The organism is Collinsella aerofaciens (assembly GCF_039752775.1).
Taxonomy (GTDB): Bacteria; Actinomycetota; Coriobacteriia; order Coriobacteriales; family Coriobacteriaceae; genus Collinsella; species Collinsella aerofaciens_R.
The window spans coordinates 30977-50795 of sequence record NZ_JBDMGT010000008.1 but is presented as its reverse complement, the minus strand read 5'-3'; the positions used below and the strand labels follow the sequence as shown (position 1 = coordinate 50795).

At 58.8% G+C, this 19819-nt stretch carries 17 protein-coding genes; 2 read left to right on the top strand and 15 right to left on the bottom strand.

Features of this window, described 5'->3' with window-relative positions; all coding sequences use genetic code 11:
- Positions 1-2: 2 nt before the first annotated feature.
- The 11 genes from ABHR63_RS03540 to ileS form a co-directional block, all read right to left on the bottom strand.
- On the bottom strand, positions 3-1415 hold the full coding sequence (locus ABHR63_RS03540; protein WP_346964669.1) for an AI-2E family transporter: 1413 nt from the start codon (positions 1413-1415) through the stop codon (positions 3-5).
- Positions 1412-2203, bottom strand: a complete 792-nt coding sequence (locus tag ABHR63_RS03535; RefSeq protein WP_117564127.1) for an RNA polymerase sigma factor SigF — start codon at positions 2201-2203, stop codon at positions 1412-1414. The genes ABHR63_RS03540 and ABHR63_RS03535 overlap by 4 nt, the downstream gene beginning before the upstream one ends.
- Before the next feature lies 1 nt (position 2204).
- Positions 2205-2582 carry an ATP-binding protein gene (locus tag ABHR63_RS03530; RefSeq protein WP_346964670.1) on the bottom strand — a complete coding sequence of 126 codons (378 nt, stop codon included), beginning with the start codon at positions 2580-2582 and terminating at the stop codon, positions 2205-2207.
- Positions 2575-3165, bottom strand: coding sequence for a hypothetical protein (locus ABHR63_RS03525; protein ID WP_346964671.1), 591 nt, complete (start codon positions 3163-3165; stop codon positions 2575-2577). Before ABHR63_RS03525 ends, ABHR63_RS03530 begins: the two co-directional genes overlap by 8 nt.
- A 95-nt stretch (positions 3166-3260) precedes the next feature.
- Entirely contained in the window at positions 3261-4610 is a 1350-nt protein-coding gene (locus ABHR63_RS03520) for a replication-associated recombination protein A (protein ID WP_346964672.1), read from the bottom strand.
- Between the two features lie 60 nt (positions 4611-4670).
- A complete protein-coding gene (locus ABHR63_RS03515) occupies positions 4671-5918 on the bottom strand; it encodes a deoxyguanosinetriphosphate triphosphohydrolase family protein (protein WP_346964673.1) in 1248 nt (415 codons plus the stop codon).
- Positions 5919-5949: 31 nt separating this feature from the next.
- On the bottom strand, positions 5950-6372 hold the full coding sequence (locus ABHR63_RS03510) for a prepilin peptidase (RefSeq protein ID WP_329737978.1): 423 nt from the start codon (positions 6370-6372) through the stop codon (positions 5950-5952).
- 81 nt (positions 6373-6453) lie between these two features.
- Positions 6454-7749, bottom strand: coding sequence for a glycosyltransferase family 2 protein (locus ABHR63_RS03505; RefSeq protein ID WP_329737977.1), 1296 nt, complete (start codon positions 7747-7749; stop codon positions 6454-6456).
- A gap of 82 nt (positions 7750-7831) precedes the next feature.
- Positions 7832-8845 (bottom strand): RluA family pseudouridine synthase, encoded by a 1014-nt coding sequence (locus ABHR63_RS03500; protein ID WP_346964674.1) that lies wholly within the window; start codon positions 8843-8845, stop codon positions 7832-7834.
- Entirely contained in the window at positions 8845-9444 is a 600-nt protein-coding gene (lspA, locus tag ABHR63_RS03495) for a signal peptidase II (protein WP_346965870.1), read from the bottom strand. The genes ABHR63_RS03500 and lspA overlap by 1 nt, the downstream gene beginning before the upstream one ends.
- Positions 9445-9817: 373 nt before the next feature.
- Positions 9818-12595 carry an isoleucine--tRNA ligase gene (gene ileS / locus ABHR63_RS03490; protein WP_430392744.1) on the bottom strand — a complete coding sequence of 926 codons (2778 nt, stop codon included), beginning with the start codon at positions 12593-12595 and terminating at the stop codon, positions 9818-9820.
- 511 nt (positions 12596-13106) lie between these two features.
- Here ileS and ABHR63_RS03485 point away from each other — a divergent pair.
- Positions 13107-14189 (top strand): iron-containing alcohol dehydrogenase family protein, encoded by a 1083-nt coding sequence (locus tag ABHR63_RS03485; RefSeq protein WP_138112403.1) that lies wholly within the window; start codon positions 13107-13109, stop codon positions 14187-14189.
- Between the two features lie 48 nt (positions 14190-14237).
- On the opposite strand, the gene ABHR63_RS03480 is transcribed toward ABHR63_RS03485, so the two are convergent.
- Positions 14238-14693 carry a 2-thiouracil desulfurase family protein gene (locus ABHR63_RS03480; protein WP_138112401.1) on the bottom strand — a complete coding sequence of 152 codons (456 nt, stop codon included), beginning with the start codon at positions 14691-14693 and terminating at the stop codon, positions 14238-14240.
- A gap of 81 nt (positions 14694-14774) precedes the next feature.
- On the bottom strand, positions 14775-16667 hold the full coding sequence (gene ftsH, locus ABHR63_RS03475; protein ID WP_171021520.1) for an ATP-dependent zinc metalloprotease FtsH: 1893 nt from the start codon (positions 16665-16667) through the stop codon (positions 14775-14777).
- 122 nt (positions 16668-16789) lie between these two features.
- On the opposite strand from ftsH, the gene ABHR63_RS03470 reads away from it, so the two are divergent.
- A complete protein-coding gene (locus tag ABHR63_RS03470) occupies positions 16790-17245 on the top strand; it encodes a cob(I)yrinic acid a,c-diamide adenosyltransferase (protein ID WP_138112399.1) in 456 nt (151 codons plus the stop codon).
- Positions 17246-17374: 129 nt separating this feature from the next.
- Here ABHR63_RS03470 and ABHR63_RS03465 read toward each other — a convergent pair whose 3' ends face one another.
- Together ABHR63_RS03465 and ABHR63_RS03460 are read right to left on the bottom strand one after the other, a co-directional pair.
- Positions 17375-18724, bottom strand: coding sequence for an MATE family efflux transporter (locus tag ABHR63_RS03465; protein WP_346964677.1), 1350 nt, complete (start codon positions 18722-18724; stop codon positions 17375-17377).
- Positions 18725-18849: 125 nt separating this feature from the next.
- Positions 18850-19764: a TrmH family RNA methyltransferase gene (locus ABHR63_RS03460; protein ID WP_138112397.1), complete on the bottom strand. Its 915-nt coding sequence runs from the start codon at positions 19762-19764 to the stop codon at positions 18850-18852.
- Positions 19765-19819 lie beyond the last annotated feature (55 nt).

The following is a 19819-nucleotide window of genomic DNA, read 5'->3' as shown; positions in this document are numbered from 1 at the left end:
GCCTATTTAGAATCCGAATCGTCCATGGAGCCGTCGATGCCGGTTTTGGTATCGTCGTCCGAGTTGGAGTCATCGTCCTTGGCGAAGGGATTCTTGAAGAAGCCCGTGGCATCGGGTTGCAAGCCCGAGAGCTTGATCCAAGGATTATCGAACTCGGGCTTAGGCATCGCTTGGGCCTCGGGCGCAGTCTCGTTGCCGATGAGCTCGGACTCGTAAATGAAGGTGTCGTCGCCGAGCGCGTCGTAGGCGGCGACCGGGTTGCCATCGGCATCGCGGTACGGTGTGCCCTTAAACACGGCGCCGTCATAGGCCACAAGCTGGCGGCCGGTCTCATTCTCGAAGTAGAACACGAAGATACCTTTGAGGGCCGCACAAAGCGGGATGGCAATAATCATGCCGATGGGGCCCATGAGTGCCGAGCCAATAACGAGCGCCGTGAGGCTCATGATGGGATGCACCTGCACCGAGCTCTGCATAACCTTAGGCGAAATCACGTTATCGGTGACGTTTTGCGCGACCATCGTCACGACGAGCGTCCATAACGCCAACATGGGGCTGAACATGAAACCGAGCACTGTGGCGATTGCTGCGCTCACCCAAGGACCGACGACTGGAACCAAATGCATGATGCCGGTAAAGATAGCCATGAGCGCCGCATACGGATGGCCGATGATCATAAAACCGATAAAGGCGAGGAAACCACCGCAGATGGACGTCACGACCATACCGCGCATGTAGCCGCCGACAGAGCGAGAAAGGATGGCGACCATAAAGCGGTACGAGGTCTCCTTTTCCTGACCAATGATGGTGCAGACCTCGTGGTGCATACGGGGGTAGTCGCAGGCCAACCAATAGGCAAGCACCAAGCCAAGGAAGATGACGAACAGCTGCGAGGCCGTATTGGTAATGAGCGGGAATACACCGCGACCGAGCTCAGCGGCAATCTGAGACACATACTTCGATGCCACGGTAACGAGCGAAGAAAGATTGTCGTCCAGATAATCCTTGAGCGGCGTGTTGTTGAGCGTCTTGGCATGCGAGATCAACTCGTTGAGATCGCCGCCCGCAACGCGAAGCTGCTCAGGCAGGCGGCTCAAGACTTCCATAATCTGACCGAGCAAAATAGGCGACAAGATGCAGACAACACCAACGAGCACGGCAACGACAACAATGAGCGCGATGAGCGAACCGATGCCACGACCGACGCCGTGATGCTCGAGCCAATTGGTGATCGGCGACATCACAAAAGCGATAATGGAACCGACAGCTAGAAACTCGATAACCGGCGCCAGGATACCCATAAGGTTAAAGATGAGAGCAGCAATAACAATGCAGCCGACAACAGCCCAAATGCGAAGCGTCAGAATACGGGTATCGCGCAGCGTGCGGTCGGTCTGTTGGGGGTGCTCACTCATGAACGAACCATCACTCCGTCGGGGTCGATCTTGTCCTGAATCTTCTTAAGGGTACGGCGCAGCAGGCGCGAGACTTGCACCTGCGAGATACCCAGCTTCTTGGCGATCTCGATCTGGGTCATGCCCTTCACAAAGCGCAGCTCGATCACCTCGCGTTCGCGCGGCGAGAAATCGCGGATGGCCTCCTCGATTACCAGGCGGTCATCGGTAAAGTCGAGCTCGTTGTCGTCATCGGCATAGCGGTCGAGAATCGAAGGGGCATCGTCGGAGTCGGACGCGCCAGGAGCCTCGATGGGCACCGAGGTATAGGCCGAAGACGACTCCATGGCCTCCAGCACCTCGTCGACAGTCACGTCCAGGTACTCAGCGATTTCTTCGACCTTAGGCGAGCGCTGCAACTCATTGGTGAGCTTGTCGGTAGCTTGGTTGACCTTTGCCGAGAGCTCCTGCAAGCGACGCGGAACGCGCACACTCCAGCCCTTGTCGCGGAAGTGACGCTTGATCTCACCCAAGATGGTGGGCGTGGCAAACGTGGTGAACTCGAGTCCGCGCTCGGGATCAAAGCGGTCGATTGCCTTGAGCAGGCCCAAATAGCCAACCTGCATCAGGTCGTCGAGCGGCTCACCGCGGTTCTTAAATTTGTTGGCAAGAAACCTTACCAGGTTCATATGGGACATGACGAGTTGCTCACGTGCGTCCGGATCACCGGTCTCTTTGTAGCGACGAAACAGCTCGCGGGTTTTCTCCTTGTCCCAAGCGGTCTTACCGCTCCGGGAACGTTCGGTCATATTAGATATCCGCCTTGAGGTCGAGGGAAAGCGTCAGGGGCGCCGCAGTCTTTTCGTAGGAATCGCACACGCTCGCCAAAATGAGCTCGGCATACACAGCAGCCTGGTCGTCCTCGTCCACAGTCGCCTGATCGCCAAAGGTAAAGGTCATGCCAACGTGAGACTCGTCGACATCGAATTTGATCGAGATGTCGTCGGAATCAACGGCCGTGCAGCCAAAGATGAAGGCCTCCTCGGCAGCCATACGGATGTCCTCGATGCGATCGACGGACATGGAGCACAGTGCACCGACATTAGCCGCCGTCATACGCACAAGGCGAGCCAGACGCGGATCCCCGGCAACAATCAGCGTGATGGGGCAAGTTGCTTCGCTACTCATCGCAGGACTCCTCGGAGGTCTCGGCGGACGTGTAGGTGTAATACTGGGCTGCTTTAGCAGCAGGCTTCTGTGCATCATCGTCACCAGCAGCGACATCGCCCCCGGCTTCGCCAATCAGGACGCGCTCGGTCGGCTGCTCGGCTTCGGCGGCAGCGGAAAGCTTGTGCTCGGCGTCGGCCGCGGGAACCTTTACCTTGTTAAAGAGTTTCTGAACGGCACCGGCCGCAGAATCGGTCACGCTCGACACAGCATTGCTAGCCTCGGCCATGCTGCCCGTAACCTCGGAAATGTCGCGAACCACGGCTTCGACCTCTACGAGATTGGAGGTAAGTGCGTCGACGGCGGTCTTGCTCGACTTGAGGAGCGGCTCAACCTGCGCCAGCGCGGGGGTGAGCTCATCGACGGCGCCATCGAGCTTTGCCACCACGGGCTGAGCCTCGGCGATGGTGTTATTGAGATCGCTTACGGTCTTGTCGAGCGAATCAACGACGTTGCGGGTCTTGCGCAGCGTGAGCGCGAGCTCGATAACAGCCCACACGCCGGCAACGGCGAGCAGAAGCAGGGCGATTTGAATGGGACTCATGCAAGCCTCCCGAAGGAATTGAAATACAGACGCTGTTCATGGTACCCCAAAGAAGGGGAAAGATACCCAAAGGGAATGCGCGAGATGGCAACGACCTACTTGGGCGCATTGCCGCTACGGTCGCGCTCGCTTTGCTCTACACGCCACTCTTCCCAGCCGCGGCCGGCAGGCTGCCAAAACGCGCCGTGCTCAAGCCCCTCGGGCAAATAACGCTGATCGACCCAGCCTTCGGGATAATCATGCGGATACTTATACACGCCGTACTCGTCGCTGCCCGGGCGATGACGATCGCGCAGATAACTCGGCACCTCGCGAAGCCCACTTGAATGAATATCGGCCAACGCCGCATCAATGGAAGACTCGCACGCGTTGGATTTAGGCGCCAGGCACACATAGAGCGCAGCCTGAGCCAGATTAATGCGGCACTCGGGATACCCAATGACCTCGGCAGACTTAAACGCGGCATGCGCCACCAAAAGCGCCTGCGGGTCGGCGTTGCCAACGTCCTCGGAAGCCTGGATCATAATGCGACGAGCGATGAACTTGGGGTCCTCACCCGCATCGATCATGCGCGCAAGCCAATAGATCGTGGCATCGGGGTCGCTACCACGCATGGACTTAATAAACGCGCTGATGATGTCGTAGTGCATGTCACCGTTTTTGTCATACGAAAAACCACGGCGCGGGTTGGCAATCTTCACTTCATCCACGGTGATGGGATAGCGCTCCCCCGCCGCCGGCGCTGGCGTTCCCTCGGTATCGGGACGCGTGACGGCAATCTCGCTCGCAAGCTCGAGTGTCGTAAGCGCCGATCGAGCGTCACCTGCAGCCAGCGTGCAGATGGTCTTAACCGTATCCTCATCGGCAGAGAACTTGCCGTTCAGGCCCTGCGGCGCCTCGAGCGCACGCTCGATAAGTGTGGCGATATCCTCGTCCTTTAAGTGCTCAAGCTCCACCACGCGACCGCGCGAGAGCAACGCCGAGTTGACCTCAAAGTACGGATTCTCCGTCGTGGCGCCAATCATAATGACGGTACGGTTCTCGACTGCATGCAGCAGGGCATCCTGCTGCGACTTGGAAAAGCGGTGAATCTCGTCGATGAAAAGAATGGTGCGACGGTCGTACGTATTCAGACGTGTCTTGGCCTCGTCAATCACACGGCGCAAGTCCTTCACGGTGCCCGTCACGGCGCTGACCTCGACAAACTCACTCTTGGTATGGTTGGCGATAATATGTGCCAGCGTCGTCTTGCCCGTACCAGCCGGCCCGTACAGAATCACACTCGACAGCACGTCGTGCTCAATTGCGGCACGCAACCACGAGCCCTTACCGACGACCTTTTGCTGGCCCACATACTCGTCGAGCGAATTGGGGCGCATGCGCACCGCAAGCGGCGCATTCCGAAAGGAGCGCTCACGCGTCGAAGCAGAAAAAAGGTCGTCCATAGCCATCCCGTGCGTCAATCAAATACGTTTTCCACTAACAGTATACCGAATAAATACGAACTACCGTTCGTTAATATAAGTACGGTGCGGAAACTTCAATCCCGGGAAAAGCTTGCTCGTAAGTTCGCAGAAATAACCGTCCGTCATGCTAGCAATGTAATCCACGACCGCCTGGTCTTTATCGCCCTGCCAGGCATAGGTGCGATCGTAGTAGGAAAGCTGCTGCTCAATGCGAGAGATGTGGTGCTTAAAGATGTAAGAGGACTCGTCGCCTTCGTTTATATCCTGCAGGCAACGGTCGTAGAGCTTTTCAAAGGCCTCGCGCAGCTCCGCTTCGGAGTCGCCTTCGATGCCGCCCTTGCTATAGATCTTCTCGTAGTTCTCGCGCTTAGCGCGGCGGATTTCCTCAAACAAGCCCTCGCTCATCTCGATGCGCGGCTTGCCATAGCTGTGCTCAACAATATCGATGGAGGCGTGCGTGAGGATCCAGCTGTTGTATGCACCGCCCAGGCCATCGTCAAAGGCGTCGGGCGACAGCAGGCCCGCCGCAATGGCGTCTTGGCGATCGCGCCCAACGTAGGCGAGGATATCCGAGATGCGAACCACACAGCCCTCGAGCGTCATGGGACGCAGGTGCTCAATTGCGCTATAACCTGTGGCAATGCATTCCTCGACGGTTCGGTCGAACTGGTCAAAGGAACCCATGTCCGAAAGCTCAAAAACACGCTGCTCGTACTCGCCGTTGTGGCACAGTACGCCGTCGAGCGTCTGGAGCGACACGTTACGACCGTACAGTGCGTCGAGCACGCGGGCGGATTGCACGTTATGGAAAAAATAGCGACCCGTGCGCTCGTGATAGATATCGTTGAGGAAACGCTCACCGGCATGGCCAAAGGGCGTGTGGCCCAAGTCGTGGCCTAAGCCAATTGCCTCGATCAGATCGCAGTTGAGCCCCAGAGCGCGTCCGATATCGCGAGCGATGCGCGAGACAAGCTGCACGTGCAGGCCGCGGCGCGACAGGTCATCGTTGCTGCGAAAACTGAAGACCTGCGTTTTACCTGCATAACGGGAGTATGCGGGCAGATGCAGAATCTTTTCGATATCGCGCATAAAGGATGGACGCATGAGCGTGCCCTCGTCTGCGGCACGATCGACACGTCGGATAACCTGGTCGTCACCACATCGATAGGGATTAACGACGCCCGAGGCGCGATCGGCAGCGATACGCTCGACCAGCTCGGGCGACAACGCCGCGGGAATGCGATCCATACGCGCCTTGATGGCGGCTGTCTGTTGATTGATTGCCATGGCATGCTCCTTAAAAAGGGCGCGCAAACGATTACAGCGTACTACCCACGACCTCGATTATGGCAAATATAGGCACCAAAAACGGCAGCAAAGGCAGGGAGCGCGATTTTGCAATGAGACAAGCGGCGGCAAGGGTCAGGAGCGCAACCGCAAACGCGACGACACCACCCAGGGGATCGAGGGTGCAAAGGGCAAAGAGCGCCTTGGCGTCCCCCATGCCAATGCCAGGGGCGTGGCGAACACGACGCCAGAGCGACTCAGTAAGCACAAGGGCAAGGTAGACGATAACCGCAAGACCAGCGTGGTCAAGGGCTGTGTTAACGCCCCTGTCGAGCCAAACGCCTGCAAGCGCAGCCACGGCGCACGCGCCGGCAAGCTGATTGGGAAACCGTCGCTCACGGGCATCAATCGCCGCGCCGGCAAAGATGCAAATCCAAAACGGGATATAGAACATCGAACACCTCCTTGGGCAGCAGCTCAAACGCAAAAACCACCACAAAGGTGCCTGTCCCCTTTGTGATGGTTTTGATCATGGTTATTTGGCGCCTTGCATGACCTCGTCGAGGGTAACACTCACGGCGTGCTGCGTCGGCACCCAGTCAACCTTCAAGAACAGAGCAGCCACCGTAATGGGGATATAACTGAACATAAAGATCGGGAAGGTAAACAGGTTAGTCACCAGACGCCACTTTTGCGCGCAGTGAATATGCTTGTACTCAAAGATGGTCGTGAGCAGTGCCAGGATAAAGAACGTCTGATACATCATGGCGAAGGTCAAAATGAGCGAAGCGGCGCACGCCTGCATCTCAACCTCGGTAGCCAAAAAGCCATGCGAAAGACCGCCCACGATGAGGAACGTCGCATTGGCGAGCATCGAGATCAACGATAGCAGCATGCCGGGCGCAATCGTCATGAACATGTCATAGGCGGCAAAGCGATGGTAGCGAAAGGTCGATTTGACCAAGTGCTTACCGTAGGTAAAGAATACCTGGTAGAAGCCCTTAGTCCAGCGCATACGCTGTTTCCAGGACGCCTTAAACGTCACGGGCTGTTCGTCAAAGAACTCCGCCGGTGCATAGCCAATGCGAATGCCGTGGATGGCGCAGAACGTGGTGAACTGAATGTCCTCAGTCAGCGTGTGGAACTGCCAACCGTGCATGCCCTCGATAACACTGGCGGAGATGAGGTAGCCCGAACCTGAGACGGCGCAAGACGTCTTGCAGATGTTGCGCGCGTTGTTAAGGAAGCGCGCCTCGCGCAGATACCACGTAGCATTAGCCGCCGAGATCCACGAGCTGCCGAAGTTCTTGGAGTTACGATAGCTCGTGACCACATGAAAGCCCTGGTCAAAAGCATCGTTCATCTTGGATACGTAATCACGGGAGATAACGTTGTCGGCATCGAAGATAAAGTAGCCCTCAAACGTGTCGGGATACTCGTTAAGGATGCGGTCGAAGCCAAAGTCCATGACCCAGCTCTTACCCTTGCGGGCCAGGTCGTTGCGCTCATAAACGATGGCGCCCGCCTCGCGCGCGAGCTGCGCGGTGTTGTCGGTGCAGGCGTCGGCAACGACAAAGACCTCGATGAGCTCGGACGGATAGTCCTGATCCTTGATGGAGCGAACGAGGTTGGCGATCACGGCCTCCTCGTTATGCGCAGCAATAAAGAAGGCATAGCGGTGGAGTTTTTTGGCCTTGGGAGGCGCGACCTCGCCACGAAGAGCGCCAATGACAAAGAAGACCACCTGGTATAGAAAGCAGACCGTGAGCAGCGTGACGACAATCTGGTTGAAGATCACGATGGGTGTGTTGGTTTGTAAAAAGGCGAGCATGCAGGCTCCCAGCAACGCGTTACGTAAACAATCGTATATCTTACCGCAGGCTTACCGAGTTCAAGAAACCACCTAATACTGGCTAGGCTTCGAGCAGACCGAGCTGCGGGACGATTTCGTCGCCGGCGGCAGTGCGACCGAGCGAACGCGGGGCCAGGTCATCCAAAACCGCCGCAAGATCCCACGGCAGCTCGTCGCGGCACTCGATGCGCTCGCCCGTCACGGGATGGTCGAACGCCACGCGCCAGGAATGGAGGAACTGCCTGGTCAGACCATGATCGGCACGCGTATCACACTTGCCGTAGAGCGGGTCGCCCACGCAGGCATGGTTGATATGGCGCATGTGCACACGAATCTGATGCGTGCGACCAGTAAACAGGTGGCACTCGACGAGCGTGTAGCCGTCGTCGAAACGCGTGGAATCAAAGCGCTCGAGCACCTTGAAGGTCGTGATGGCCTGACGCGCAAAGGGGTCATCGGAAACCGCCATCTTGACGCGGTCGCGCGTCGATCGGGCAATGCCGGTGTTGATGGTGCCCTCGTCCATGGCGATGTGCCCGTGAACAAGTGTGATATAGCGACGGTCGAGCGTACGCGTGCGGATGAGATTTTGGAGCGCGCGCTGGGTGTCGTCGTCCTTTGCCGCAAGCATGAGACCCGAGGTATCGCGATCCAAACGATGCACGATCCCGGGGCGGTCCTCACCCTGCACGGTACCAAGATGATCGATACCGCAATGGTAGACCAAAGCGTTCGCAAGGGTGCCGCTCTCGTGGCCATGGGCGGGATGGCACACCAGGCCGCGCTGCTTGGAGAGCACGATGAGGTAGTCGTCCTCGTAACGGATATCAAGGGGAATGGCCTCGGGAATCACATCAGTGGGATCGTGCGGCTCGGGCAGGTCGACCGAGATGCGGTCACCGGAGCGCACGGCATACTTTTTTGATAGGCAGGTCTCGCCGTTGACGGCAACGGCGCCGCCCTCGATCAAGTGCGCGCAGGCAGAGCGCGTGGGGCAGCCATCGTTGGCGCCCAGATAGGCGTCAAGACGCTGACCAGTGGAATCGTCGGCAACAAGAATATGGATGTCGGCCATTAACGCTCATTCCTTTCGCGAATCTTGCGGGCACGCTCCCCACGCTGCTTGGCTTTGCGTTTGGCGCGGGCCTCGTCACGGGCGTTGAGCTCGGCGGTCGCATCGACCTCGCGAGCGGCGGGACTCAAGAACATGTAACCGATAAGAGCCAGCACGACACCGACCGTAATGCCAATATCGGCCACGTTAAAGACGGGGAAATCAATGAAGGTAGCGGCAATAAAATCAGTCACAAAGCCCATGGCCAGGCGATCAATCGCGTTGCCGACAGCACCGCCCGCGACCATGGCCATGCCCACAACCTCAAGACGAGCAAGCTGAGGCGCACGCAGCAAGTACACGGCAATGGCGACAATGACCGCAAGCGCCAGCACGGCGAACGCAACGCCATGGCCCTCGCCCATACTAAAGGCGGCTCCGATATTGCAAACAAACAGAAAGTCAATCACACCGGGGATAACGGTCATATGCAGGGCATCGCCCACGGCACGAACCGCAAGCTTGGTCAGCTGGTCAACAAGCAGCACAACAAGCGCTACCCCACCAGCAACACCTAACCGCCAACGCAAAGGCGGCGTCATATCCCCAGCACGACCCAAAGAAATCCCCTACCCTCAAGATCATCGAATTACGTTTAATACAAAGAACTATCTTATATTGCCATACGCAGAACGCACGACATATCCACCAACGCAAGCGAAATAACCAGCTAAAAACGAAAGCGACATTCCGAATAACGGAATGTCGCTTAATAGCTTTCGACTAAAAACGCAAGTCGAAAGAAAGCCTCTAGCTCCAGCAATGGAAACGCCGCGTTATCGTCACCAACAGCGAAAACGTCCCTAAGCGAGCAAGGTGACGTGAAAGAGGAGGGAAGCGTACTTTGGTACGCGACCGACGATTGAACGTCAGATTGCCGCTTAGGGGCGTTTGCAGCGTCGGTAGGTTGCGGCGTTCTACGAACGCCGCAACCTACAAAGCATCGGCGCAGCGCTTGCAAATATGAGCGTGGCCGTTGTACTCGCCGACGGTGGTGCGATAGTTCCAGCAACGGTCGCAGCACTCGCCCTCGGCAGCCTCAATGGCAACGGAGAGCTCCTCGCCCTGGGTCAGCTCAACATCGGAGACGATGTAGAACTCGGCCAGGTCGACGGCCTTGTCGCCGGTCAGCAGCGCATACATCTCGGCGGGAACGACCGCCTTGACGCGGACCTGTTGGCTCTTGGTGAAGGTGCCGGCAGAGCGGGCATCCTCAAGGGCCTTGGTCACGGCGCTACGGAGCTCGAGCGAAGCCTCGAGCACGCCCTCGAACTCATTGGCCTCGTCGACCGTGATGGGCGACTTGTACCAATCGAGCAGCGCGGCGTACTTCTGATGATCGACGCAGCCGGCGGGCGCATAGGCCATGGCCTCGTCGACCGTGTAGGACAGGATCGGCTGCAGATCGCGCATGAGCATCGAGAAGAGCTCGGCGAGCACGGTCTGAGCGCTGCGGCGCTCGAGCGAGCCGGGCTTCTCGCAGTACAGACGGTCCTTCAGGGCGTCGAGGTACACGTTGGAGAGCTCGGTAACCACGAAGTCGTAAAGCGCACGGTAAGCGCGCGGGAACTCGTAGCTGGCGTAAGCATCGTCGACCTCGGCCTGGACCTGGGTCAGGCGGGCAACCATGAGCTTATCGAGCGGCAGCAGGTCGGCAAAGGCGACGCCGTCGGTCTCGGGCTCAAACTGGCCCTCGAGCTCGGAAAGCAGGAAGCGCAGCGTGTTGCGGAAACGACGGTAGGCATCGGACGTACGGGCGAGAATCTCGTGGTCGATGGAGACGTCGGAGCTGGTGTCGACGGAGGCAACCCACAGGCGGATGATGTCGGCGCCCATCTCGTCGCAGACCTTGTTGGGGTCGATGACGTTGCCGAGCGACTTGGACATCTTGCGGCCCTGGCCGTCGAGCGTGAAGCCCTGCGAGACGACCGCCTTGTACGGAGCGTGGCCGTTGGCACCCACCGAGGTCAGCAGCGAGCTCTGGAACCAACCGCGGTGCTGGTCGGAGCCCTCGAGATACACGTCAGCCGGGTACTCAAGCTCGGGGCGATACTCACAGACGGCCTTCCAAGACACGCCGGAGTCCCACCACACGTCGAGAATGTCCTTATCGGCCTTGAGGTGATGGCCGCCGCACTTGGGGCAGACGCAAGCCTCGCCCAGGTAGCTCTCGGGAGCGTCGGTGAACCAGGCGTCGGAGCCCTTCTCGTGGAAGAGCTTGATAACGGCGTCGAGCGTGGCGTCGTTCATGACCTTCTCGCCGCAGTCGGCGCAGGTGTAGCTGGGGATAGGCACGCCCCAGTTGCGCTGACGGCTGATGCACCAGTCGGGACGCTGCTCGACCATGGCGCCGATGCGGTTTGCCGCGTGGGCCGGATACCACTTGACGTTCTCGCGGACCTCTTTGCCAGCCTGCTCGCGCAAGCCGGTCTTGTCCATCGAGACAAACCACTGGTCGGTAGCACGGAAGAGCACCGAGTGCTTGCAGCGCCAGCAGTGCGGATAGCTGTGCGTGATCTTCTTCTCGAGGACCAGGGTGCCGCGCTCGCGCAGGAACTCGATGATGTGCGGGTTGGCCTCGTCGGTATCCATGCCGCTGAAGGGGCCGCCGGTGCCAAACTCCTCGCCGGTGTAGAACTTGCCGTCGTCATCGACCGGCATGCAAATGTCGGTGATGCCCTCCTTGAGGCAGGCGAAGTAGTCGTCGACGCCGTGACCGGGCGAGTTGTGGACGATACCGGTACCGTCATCGACACCGACGTAATCGGCCAACAGTGCCACGCCCTCAACACCGTCAAAGATCGGCTGCTTATAGTGAATGTGATGGAAGGTCTCGGCGGGAACCACATAGGGCTTGCCGTCGACCACAACCGGGGTGTACTCCCAGCCAAACTCCTCGCAGCACTTGGGAGCCAGGTCCTCGAGCATGACCTCGGCGCGGTCGTCGTGCTCAACGGCGACGTAGGCGGCACCGGGCTTGAGAGAAACTGCCTGGTCGGAGGGGATGGTCCACGGCGTGGTCGTCCAGATGATAAAGTCAACCGGGCCGTCGAAGTTCTCGAGGCCGACGGGCTTGGAGGTCATCTCAAAGCGCACGAAGATGGACGGGCTCGTCTCGTCGGAGTACTCAATCTCGGCCTCAGCAAGTGCGGTATGGCAGTGCTTGCACCAGTGGACGGGCTTGTGACCGCGATAGATCATGCCCTTGTCGAACATGGCCTTGAAAACCTCGATGTCGGCGGCGTCATGCTGGTGAAAGAGCGTCAGATAGGGGTTGTCCCAATCGCCGAGCACGCCCAGGCGACGGAAGCCGGCCTTCTGCAGCTCGATGTTCTCGACAGCGAACTTATTGCAAAGCTCACGGATCTTAGCCGTGGAGGTCTGGTTGAACTTCTCGGTGCCGAGCTTCTCCTCGACCTTATGCTCGATCGGCTGGCCATGGCAGTCCCAACCGGGAACATAGGGAACCTCATAGCCCTGCATCATCCAGTAGCGGTTGATCATGTCCTTGGAGATCTTGTTCATGGCGTGGCCGATGTGGATCGGGCCGTTGGCGTACGGAGGGCCGTCGTGCAGCACGAACTTCTTGTGACCCTCGTTCTTCTTCAGAACCTGCTCGTAGACCTTGTTGTCCTGCCAGTCCTTGAGTCGCTTGGGCTCGGACTTGGAAAGACCGGCACGCATGGGAAAACCGGTTTTGGGCAGATTCATCGTCTGCTTGTACTCGTTTGCCACGGTACCCCTTTCATGTCGTGGGCGCGCACGCCCGTTGGGCACCAAAAAAGCGCCCGTCCCTACAAGCTGGGACGAAGCGCCACAAAAACGGGCTGTATGCCCGCAAAAGCTCTTCGTTTAACCACCCAGCTTAGATGCCCTCGCCCGCGTATTCGCGCGCTCGCATCCGTTACTCGGCTGGCCTGTATCGACGACCATCTCGGCGATATCTACTAAGACGTGCCTGCGCGGCACGTCCGTTGGGACCGCAGCTCCGGGGTGATTTTCATCGGTCGCATGCACGGGTTCTCAGCGCTCCCCGCTCTCTGTGGCATGCGGACGGCCGACTACTCGTCCCCATCAACGCTTATGCGGAGTATGCTAGCACGTTCCGCGCCGGCGAAAAACCCTCAACACTGGTTTCATACGTAAGAAATTTCTCGTGGTCGTTAGCCTTCTCTAGGAGCAAAATACCTGAAAGCACTTTAACTAACGAAAGAAGGCTGCCATGCGCACAATCGGAATGAGCGACTACACCGTCGGCGAGGATTGCTTTACTGAGCTGCCCGCCGCACTGGCGGAGTACGGCGCGAAGAAAGTCGCCATCATTGGTGGCAAGCGAGCCCTAGCTGCGGCGCTGCCGGGCATCGAGGCGGCGCTTGAAGGTACCGACGTCGAGATTCTGGAGACGCGCGTCTACGGCACCAACAGTACGCGCGCCAATATCGCCAAGGTCGTGAACTCCCCCGCTTGCCAGCAGGCAGACGTGCTTATCGCCTGTGGCGGCGGCAAGGCACTCGACACCGTCAAGACAGCGGCAATCGAGCTCAAGAAGATTGTCTTTACGGTGCCGACGATTTGCTCTAACTGTTCCGCCGCGACCGCCATTGCCGTCGTCTACAACGACGATGGATCGCTCGAGGGCTATTCGTACCCCAACCGACCGGCGCACATCTTCATCAATCCCAAGATCATCGCCGAGGCTCCGGCGGAGTACTTCTGGGCCGGCGTGGGCGACGCCCTGTCCAAGCAGCCCGAAGTCGAGTACGCCACGAGCGCCGGCGACCTGGAGCACACCGCCGGCCTTGGCCTGGCTCTTGCCCACACCTGTTCCGAGCCGCTGTTTACCTACGGTGTTCAGGGTCTTGAGGACGTTCGTCAGAATCTGTCGAGCGAGGCCGTCAAGCAGATCGCGCTCGACATCGTGGTCAACACGGGCTATGTCTCGAACCTGACCAACCAGAACGATTACTACTACAACTCGAGCGTGGCGCACGCGTTCTACAACGCCACCTGCAGCATTCCGCGTGAGGGCACCTACCTGCACGGCGAAGTCGTAAGCCTGGGCGTGCTGGTGTTGTTCGCCTACACGGGCGACACCGAGAACCTTAAGCGCTATGCTGACTTCAACAAGCAGATGGGGCTGCCCGTAACGCTTGAGCAGGTCGGGCTTTCCGAGACCGATATCCCTGCCCTGTGCGAGCACGCGCACGCCACCAACGAGTGGAAGCAAGGCAACCCGGAGCCCTTCACCGACGAAAAATTCGCCGCCGCCATCAAGGCCGCCAACGCCTACGGCCACACGCTCTAGACCCAGGCCAAAACCACCACAAGGGAGCAGCACCTTTGTGGTGGTTTTTTATTGCTCCAGCATGCTGGGGTCGAACTCGCTAGCCGGGATCACGCGATAACCGTGGCGGAGCAGTAAATCAACGAAGACGCCGTTGCCCGCCGTAAGGGTGCCGCTGAATGTTCCGTCGTAGATGCGACCCGCGCCGCACGAGGGACTACGGTCCTGCAGGATGCACGCGGCGATCTCTTCCGGCCCGCCCGCCTGCTCGCACATATCGAGCGCTCGTTGGGCACCCAGGCGAAATTCGCGATCGACCGATATGCCCTCGCAGGTACGAACCTCTCCGTTCACAATCTCGGACGGCTTGCGCGGCGTGGGCAGGCCCCCAAAGACCTCAGGGCACACCAAGAGGACCTCGGTCCCTGTACGCTCGCAGGCCTCGACCAACTCGCGATGGTAGTTGTCGAGCCCGTTATACTTGCAGCTCTCGCCCATCAAGCAGGCGCTCACCACGATCTTCATTTCCATCCCTCTCAAGCAAAACGCCCCATTTGAGAAAGCTGCTCAAATGGGGCGTCGGCGTTTACTGGCTCGGCCGCGGCTTTACTGCTGCTTGGGCATCAGCGGATTCTCGCGCGTGAGGAGGTTCATGAACTCCTCGCCCGTGATGGTCTCCTTCTTATACAGATAACGAGCCAGCTCGTGGAGCTTAAACTTGTTCTCCTTCAGAATCTGCAAAGCGCGGTCGTGCGCATCCTCGATCAGCTTGGCGACAATCGCGTCCACGCGCTCGGCCGTACCGGGGGCGCAGGTGAGCGACGTGTCCTGATTGAGATACGCGTTCTGGACGGTACCGAGCGCCATCATGCCAAACTCGTCGGACATACCAAAGCGCGTCACCATATTACGGGCGAGCTTGGTGGCCTGCTCGATGTCGTTGGCGGCGCCGGTCGTCATCTCTCCAAAGATGAGCTCCTCGGCTGCGCGGCCACCGCAATAGACAGCGAGCTTGTCCAAGACCTCCTGGCGCGTCGTCAGGAAGCGCTCGTCCTCCTCGACCTGCATGGTATAACCAAGAGCACCGCTCGTGCGCGGCACGATGGTGATCTTCGTGACCGGCGCAGAGCCCTTCTGGCGAGCGGCAACGATGGCATGGCCGATCTCGTGATAAGAAACGACCTGCTTCTCGTGGTCGGACAGCACCGTGGACTTACGCTGTTGGCCGGCAATGACGACCTCCACCGACTCCTCGAAGTCGTCCTGGGTTGCACGCTTGCGACCCTCGCGAACGGCGCGCAGGGCGCCCTCGTTGATGATATTGGCCAGGTCGGCGCCCGAGGCACCGGGCGTGGCGCGGGCAATCGCGGTCAGGTCGATCGGCGGCTCGGTCTTCACGCTCTTGGCATGCAGCTCGAGGATGTTCTTGCGGCCGGTCAGATCGGGCAGCTCGACGGGGATGCGGCGGTCAAAACGACCGGGGCGCAGTAGAGCGGGATCGAGACTGTCGGGGCGGTTGGTTGCGGCAAGGACAACGATACCCTTATGGTTATCGAAGCCATCCATCTCGGTCAGCAACTGATTGAGCGTCTGCTCGCGCTCGTCGTTGCCGCTAAAGCCGCCGCCATCGCGCTTCTTACCGATGGTATCGATCTCATCGATAAAGACGATACACGGTGCCTTTTCCTTGGCCTGCTTAAACAGGTCACGAACCTTAGCAGCGCCGCGACCGACAAACATCTCAACGAACTCAGAGCCCGAAATGCTAAAGAACGGAACACCGGCCTCGCCGGCAACAGCCTTGGCAAGCAGGGTCTTACCGGTACCCGGAGGGCCAACAAGGAGAGCACCACGCGGCAGCTTGGCGCCGATCTCCTCGTAGCGCTGCGGCTTCTCCAGAAAGTCGACGACCTCCTTGAGAGACTCTTTGGCCTCTTCCTGACCGGCGACGTCCTTAAAGGTCACGCCCACGTCCTTGGAGGCGATCACGCGCGCGCCGGACTTACCCAGTCCGCCGCCGCCAAAACCGCCGCCGCCAAAGTTCATCGACGGGCCGTCATCGCCCATAGCCTTCTTCATGCGGCGGTTGAGCCACCAACCGATGAGGAAGAAAATCGCCATGGGAAGAATGAGTGTGAGCAGGTAGTAGGTCATCAAACCCGAGTTTTTATCGGGAACGACCGACTCCAGCGAAGCGCCAGACTCAAGCACGCGATCGGTAAAGCCCGCGTCATTCGGCACACCGGTCGTCTTGTAGGCGATGTTCTCGTCCTCGCCCTTCTTGGTGTAATAAATCGAGTAATCGTCCGTGTTGTACTCGACCTTGTCGACGCTCTTCTTATCGAGCGCTTTGACAAACGTCGAGTAATCGGTCTTCGTAATCTGCTGCGTGTGACCGATGTTGGGGAACAGAACGGTCGAGAGCACGAGGTAGACGACGAAGGCGATGAGCACGTAGAGAATCATATTCCGTCTACGTTTGTTGTCATCCATCTCCATCTGCTTGAACTCCATCTACTGGGGTTGATAATGCTTTCTAGAATACCCAACCCGGACGGCGATAAACCGACGCCGGGCACGAAAGGACAGAGATGGCATCACTGTAAGTCGGCAAGGTTCAAATCTATACAGGCGACGGCAAGGGCAAGACGACGGCTGCGCTGGGGCTCGCGCTGCGCGCGACGGGCTACGGGCTCGACGTTCTTAGGCTGCAGTTTGCCAAGAAACTGCACTGCGCCGAACACGATGCCGCGCCGCGCCTGGGGCTGCGCATCGTACAAGCTGACCGCGACACGCCCGAGGCTTGCGCCGCACAGATCATGGAGCTCGCATGCGAGCAGATATCACAGGTCGACGTTCTGATTTTGGACGAACTCGGCGAGGCCATGCGCCGCGGCTTCGTGACACGCGAGGATGTCGAAGCGCTGATCGCGATAAAGCCCGCCACCACGGAACTCGTGCTCACCGGCCGCGGGCTGCTGCCGTTGGCCGACCTCGCGGACTTAGTCACCGAAATACGTCCCATCAAACACTACTTCGACGAAGGCCTCCTAGCCCGCCAAGGCATCGAATACTAATTGATTCGTTTTCCGCCAACACCTACAGCTCATAAGGAAGTTGCGGTGGAATAGTACTTGTTTGACGGTCCGCAAGGGCTTTTCAGGAACTATTTCACCGCAACTTATCAGGGGTATCTGACGGATGAGCTAGGCGGTGGCGCGACCTAGCCAGTTGCCGCTGTGATGGTAGATGGTGAACATGGTTGCGGTGATGAGCCAGGTTACGGGGTAAACCAGCAGTAGATGCTCGAGCGACGGATCGAAGGGCATGATCGCAAACACCCAGATCACCCTCAAGACAACGGTGCCAAAGATGGTGAGCATCATAGGCTGCAAACTCACGCCGGCGCCGCGGATGGAACCCGAGGCGTTCTCGATAATCGAGAAGATCGCGTAGAACGGCGCGATGAAATGAAGAATCGTCGTGGTGTACGCCGAAATCGAAACATCGTCGACAAACAGACGCGACAACGGACCCGAGAACACCAGCAGCACGGCAGACAGGCCACCAATGAGCATAAACGACAGCACGAGCGACGTATGGTAGCCCTTGCGCATGCGCTCGTAGTTGCGCGCGCCAAAGTTCTGCGCCGAGAACGTAGTGATCGATACGCCGAGCGCCTCGGTCACCATCCAGATAATGCCATCCAGGCGCCCAGATAGACCCCAAGCAGTCGTGACATCGGCGCCAAACGAATTAACCGATACCTGGATCAGCACGTTCGAGATCGAATAGGCAGCCGATTGAAAACCGAGTGGCAGACCACACGAGATCATACTCTTGCAAATACCGCGATCGATACCGAGCTTAGACAGCGAAAGACGCCATGCACCCGGAGCGCGCATCATGCGCAACACGATCATCGTTGCATTGGAGCAAATGGTCAGCGCCACCGCGATGCCGCAGCCCAGCGCCTCCATATGCAACACAGCGACAAAAATGATATCCAGCACCACGTTAACCAGGCAGCCAGAGGCAATGATCACGGCGGGGCCGCGCGTGTCGCCCACGGCACGCAGCAGTGCGGTTCCCATATTAAGCAGCAGTGCCGCAACCATCGCGGCAAAATAACAGCGAGCATAGGCCACGCCCTCGGCCAATAGTTCATGCGGCGTGTTCATAAGCACCAGCATGGGCTCAACGAACACTATGCCAAGAATCGAGAAAGCGATACCGCCCACCAGCGCGAGCGTCATGGCTGTATGGACCGAACGACTCAGTCGCTCATCATCGTGCTGGCCAAAATACTGACCGGTAATGACCGCGCAGCCGGCGCCGACGCCAACGCAAAAGCCAATGCAGAGCTCGGTGAGCACCATCGTGGCTTGAATGCCACCCAGCGCGAGCTTGCCGCCAAACTGGCCAACGATATACGTACCGATAAGCGTGTAGGCCTGCTGAAAAAACGAACTAAAAAAGATGGGAACGCACAGCGACAGCAGCTGTTGCCAAATGACACCCTGCGTTACATCGATAGCCGTAGATTTCTTAGCCACACGCCCTCCCCGCCAACGTATGTTAAACAACAAAACGGCAATTTAAGACCAAAGCAAATACCAGCTTAGCACCGACCGGCGTCGACCGAAACACCCCGAATCAGAGCCCAGTGCAAAATATCTGCCTAGTGATACAAACCCGGCTGGTAGTGATACTCATTGCTCACGTGCGGGCACAGCTGCCAAAAGGCGACGGCGCTCGCCGCGGCCACGTTGAGCGAATCGACCCCGTGCGCCATCGGAATGCGCACCGCGTGGTCACAGCCGGCAATGGTCTTGGCGCCCAAGCCGGCACCCTCGGTGCCCATAAAAATCGCCAAGCGATCAATCTTCCGCAGTACAGGATCATCAAGCGAAACAGAGTCGTCCGTCAACGCCATAGCGGCACACGAAAAACCGGCATCGTGCAACGCGCTCAGACCATCATGCGGCCACACACGAGCCTCGCTGCCAATGCGCGTCCACGGCACCTGAAACACGGTGCCCATGCTCACGCGGGCCGAGCGACGATACAGTGGATCGCAGCACGTCGGGCTGACCAAAATACCGTCAACGTTCAATGCGGCAGCCGAGCGGAAAATCGCGCCAACATTGGTGTGATCGACAATACCCTCAAGCACGCACACGCGCACCGGACGACCCCCCGCCGCCTCGACAACGCCGCCCAAGAACTCATCAACCGGAATCTGACGCGGGCGACGGAACGCCGCCAGCGCGCCGCGCGTCACGTTAAAGCCCGTCAACTGCTCCATGAGCTCCATGGAGGCCACGAACACGGGAACCGGACCCGCTCCCTCGCGCACGACAAGCTGGTCAAACAGCGGCATCATCTGGTCGAGCCAGCGCTCGCCCAGAAGAAAGCTCACCGGCTCATATCCGGCGCGAACCGCACGCTCGATGACCTTGGCACTCTCAGCGATAAAAATGCCCTTCTGCGGCTCCAGCACGCAGCGAAGCTCACGCTCGGTCAGTCGCACGTAGGCATCGAGCCGCTCGTCCTCGAGCGAATCAATTCGCAGAACCTCAACGGCATCAGTCATAGCAGCCTGCCCGCACCCTTCTTTACAGCACATCTATACCAAACGAGGCGACGCT

What these genes read in the sequence shown, in the direction of transcription:
- ileS (WP_430392744.1), bottom strand. Translation starts at nt 12,595, where the DNA reads ATGAATCTGCCCAAAACCGGTTTTCCCATGCGTGCCGGTCTTTCCAAG.
- ABHR63_RS03505 (WP_329737977.1), bottom strand. Translation starts at nt 7,749, where the DNA reads ATGCTCGCCTTTTTACAAACCAACACACCCATCGTGATCTTCAACCAG.
- ABHR63_RS03515 (WP_346964673.1), bottom strand. Translation starts at nt 5,918, where the DNA reads ATGGCAATCAATCAACAGACAGCCGCCATCAAGGCGCGTATGGATCGC.
- ABHR63_RS03540 (WP_346964669.1), bottom strand. Translation starts at nt 1,415, where the DNA reads ATGAGTGAGCACCCCCAACAGACCGACCGCACGCTGCGCGATACCCGT.
- ABHR63_RS03480 (WP_138112401.1), bottom strand. Translation starts at nt 14,693, where the DNA reads ATGAAGATCGTGGTGAGCGCCTGCTTGATGGGCGAGAGCTGCAAGTAT.
- ftsH (WP_171021520.1), bottom strand. Translation starts at nt 16,667, where the DNA reads ATGGAGATGGATGACAACAAACGTAGACGGAATATGATTCTCTACGTG.
- ABHR63_RS03520 (WP_346964672.1), bottom strand. Translation starts at nt 4,610, where the DNA reads ATGGACGACCTTTTTTCTGCTTCGACGCGTGAGCGCTCCTTTCGGAAT.
- ABHR63_RS03530 (WP_346964670.1), bottom strand. Translation starts at nt 2,582, where the DNA reads ATGAGTAGCGAAGCAACTTGCCCCATCACGCTGATTGTTGCCGGGGAT.
- ABHR63_RS03460 (WP_138112397.1), bottom strand. Translation starts at nt 19,764, where the DNA reads ATGACTGATGCCGTTGAGGTTCTGCGAATTGATTCGCTCGAGGACGAG.
- ABHR63_RS03510 (WP_329737978.1), bottom strand. Translation starts at nt 6,372, where the DNA reads ATGTTCTATATCCCGTTTTGGATTTGCATCTTTGCCGGCGCGGCGATT.
- ABHR63_RS03500 (WP_346964674.1), bottom strand. Translation starts at nt 8,845, where the DNA reads ATGGCCGACATCCATATTCTTGTTGCCGACGATTCCACTGGTCAGCGT.
- ABHR63_RS03525 (WP_346964671.1), bottom strand. Translation starts at nt 3,165, where the DNA reads ATGAGTCCCATTCAAATCGCCCTGCTTCTGCTCGCCGTTGCCGGCGTG.
- ABHR63_RS03535 (WP_117564127.1), bottom strand. Translation starts at nt 2,203, where the DNA reads ATGACCGAACGTTCCCGGAGCGGTAAGACCGCTTGGGACAAGGAGAAA.
- ABHR63_RS03485 (WP_138112403.1), top strand. Translation starts at nt 13,107, where the DNA reads ATGCGCACAATCGGAATGAGCGACTACACCGTCGGCGAGGATTGCTTT.